Genomic DNA, 3152 nt, shown 5'->3' on the forward strand with positions numbered 1-3152 from the left:
GATGCGGCCGGGTCTCAAGATTATCGCGATTCACAGCGTTCAAAACGCCTGTGGGTTGTGAGGTTAAGCGACCAAGCGTACACGGTGGATGCCCTGGCAGTCAGAGGCGATGAAGGACGTGCTAATCTGCGAAAAGCGCCGGCAAGGTGATATGAACCGCTACAGCCGGCGATGTCCGAATGGGGAAACCCGGTGCACCCAGTGCATCATCGCAGCATGAATACATAGTGCTGCGAGGCGAACCGGGGGAACTGAAACATCTAAGTACCCCGAGGAAAAGAAATCAACCGAGATTCCCCCAGTAGCGGCGAGCGAACGGGGAGCAGCCCAGAGCCTGAATCAGCTTGTGCGTTAGTGGAAGCGTCTGGAAAGGCGCGCGATACCGGGTGACAGCCCCGTACACGAAAACGCACTTGCTGTGAGCTCGAAGAGTAGGGCGGGACACGTGGTATCCTGTCTGAATATGGGGGGACCATCCTCCAAGGCTAAATACTCCTGACTGACCGATAGTGAACCAGTACCGTGAGGGAAAGGCGAAAAGAACCCCGGCGAGGGGAGTGAAACAGAACCTGAAACCGTGTACGTACAAGCAGTGGGAGCCTTCTTTATGGGGGTGACTGCGTACCTTTTGTATAATGGGTCAGCGACTTATATTCTGTAGCAAGGTTAACCGCATAGGGGAGCCGAAGGGAAACCGAGTCTTAACCGGGCGCTAAGTTGCAGGGTATAGACCCGAAACCCGGTGATCTAGCCATGGGCAGGTTGAAGGTTGGGTAACACTAACTGGAGGACCGAACCGACTAATGTTGAAAAATTAGCGGATGACCTGTGGCTGGGGGTGAAAGGCCAATCAAACCGGGAGATAGCTGGTTCTCCCCGAAAGCTATTTAGGTAGCGCCTCGTGAACTCATCTCCGGGGGTAGAGCACTGTTTCGGCTAGGGGGCCATCCCGGCTTACCAACCCGATGCAAACTGCGAATACCGGAGAATGTTATCACGGGAGACACACGGCGGGTGCTAACGTCCGTCGTGAAGAGGGAAACAACCCAGACCGCCAGCTAAGGTCCCAAAGTCATGGTTAAGTGGGAAACGATGTGGGAAGGCACAGACAGCCAGGATGTTGGCTTAGAAGCAGCCATCATTTAAAGAAAGCGTAATAGCTCACTGGTCGAGTCGGCCTGCGCGGAAGATGTAACGGGGCTAAACCATGCACCGAAGCTGCGGCAGCGAACGCGAGTTTGCTGGGTAGGGGAGCGTTCTGTAAGCCGCAGAAGGCGTGCTGTGAGGCATGCTGGAGGTATCAGAAGTGCGAATGCTGACATAAGTAACGATAAAGCGGGTGAAAAGCCCGCTCGCCGGAAGACCAAGGGTTCCTGTCCAACGTTAATCGGGGCAGGGTGAGTCGACCCCTAAGGCGAGGCCGAAAGGCGTAGTCGATGGGAAGCAGGTTAATATTCCTGCACTTGGTGTTGCTGCGAAGGGGGGACGGAGAAGGCTAGGTTATCCGGGCGACGGTTGTCCCGGTTTAAGCGTGCAGGTGTGAAGACCAGGCAAATCCGGTCTTCTTTAACACTGAGGCGTGACGACGAGGCTCTACGGAGCTGAAGTAACTGATGCCCTGCTTCCAGGAAAAGCCTCTAAGCTCCAGGCAACACGAAATCGTACCCCAAACCGACACAGGTGGTCAGGTAGAGAATACCAAGGCGCTTGAGAGAACTCGGGTGAAGGAACTAGGCAAAATGGTGCCGTAACTTCGGGAGAAGGCACGCTGGCGCGTAGGTGGAGGGACTTGCTCCCCGAGCCGAGGCCAGTCGAAGATACCAGCTGGCTGCAACTGTTTATTAAAAACACAGCACTGTGCAAACACGAAAGTGGACGTATACGGTGTGACGCCTGCCCGGTGCCGGAAGGTTAATTGATGGGGTTATCCGCAAGGAGAAGCTCTTGATCGAAGCCCCGGTAAACGGCGGCCGTAACTATAACGGTCCTAAGGTAGCGAAATTCCTTGTCGGGTAAGTTCCGACCTGCACGAATGGCGTAATGATGGCCAGGCTGTCTCCACCCGAGACTCAGTGAAATTGAAATCGCTGTGAAGATGCAGTGTACCCGCGGCAAGACGGAAAGACCCCGTGAACCTTTACTACAGCTTGACACTGAACATTGAGCCTTGATGTGTAGGATAGGTGGGAGGCTTTGAAGCGCGGACGCCAGTCCGCGTGGAGCCATCCTTGAAATACCACCCTTTAACGTTTGATGTTCTAACGTGGGCCCGTTATCCGGGCTGCGGACAGTGTCTGGTGGGTAGTTTGACTGGGGCGGTCTCCTCCCAAAGCGTAACGGAGGAGCACGAAGGTTGGCTAATCCTGGTCGGACATCAGGAGGTTAGTGCAATGGCATAAGCCAGCTTGACTGCGAGAGTGACGGCTCGAGCAGGTGCGAAAGCAGGTCATAGTGATCCGGTGGTTCTGAATGGAAGGGCCATCGCTCAACGGATAAAAGGTACTCCGGGGATAACAGGCTGATACCGCCCAAGAGTTCATATCGACGGCGGTGTTTGGCACCTCGATGTCGGCTCATCACATCCTGGGGCTGAAGTAGGTCCCAAGGGTACGGCTGTTCGCCGTTTAAAGTGGTACGCGAGCTGGGTTTAGAACGTCGTGAGACAGTTCGGTCCCTATCTGCCGTGGGCGCTGGAGAATTGAGGGGGGTTGCTCCTAGTACGAGAGGACCGGAGTGAACGCACCGCTGGTGTTCGGGTTGTCACGCCAGTGGCACTGCCCGGTAGCTAAGTGCGGAAAAGATAAGTGCTGAAAGCATCTAAGCACGAAACTTGCCCCGAGATGAGTTCTCCCTGGCTCCTCGAGAGCCCTGAAGGGACGTTGAAGACGACGACGTTGATAGGCCGGGTGTGTAAGCGCAGCGATGCGTTGAGCTAACCGGTACTAATGACCCGTGAGGCTTAACCTTACAACGCCAGAGGCGTTTTGCGGGACCCGATTTTCAGCTTGTTTTACCGGATTAACAGAATTTGCCTGGCGGCCACAGCGCGGCGGTCCCACCTGACCCCATGCCGAACTCAGAAGTGAAACGCCGTAGCGCCGATGGTAGTGTGGGGCCTCCCCATGCGAGAGTAGGGAACTGCCAGGCATCCA

2 rRNA genes are annotated in these 3152 nt (G+C 55.5%); both read left to right on the forward strand.

The annotated features are described in order from the left end of the window. The first annotated feature begins 61 nt into the window (after positions 1-61). A 23S ribosomal RNA gene (locus tag HA43_RS18400) occupies positions 62-2967 on the forward strand. 64 nt (positions 2968-3031) lie between these two features. Beyond that, positions 3032-3147 (forward strand): 5S ribosomal RNA (gene rrf, locus HA43_RS18405). Positions 3148-3152: the final 5 nt, after the last annotated feature.

Source organism: Pantoea eucrina (assembly GCF_002095385.1).
GTDB classification, from domain to species: Bacteria; Pseudomonadota; Gammaproteobacteria; order Enterobacterales; family Enterobacteriaceae; genus Pantoea; species Pantoea eucrina.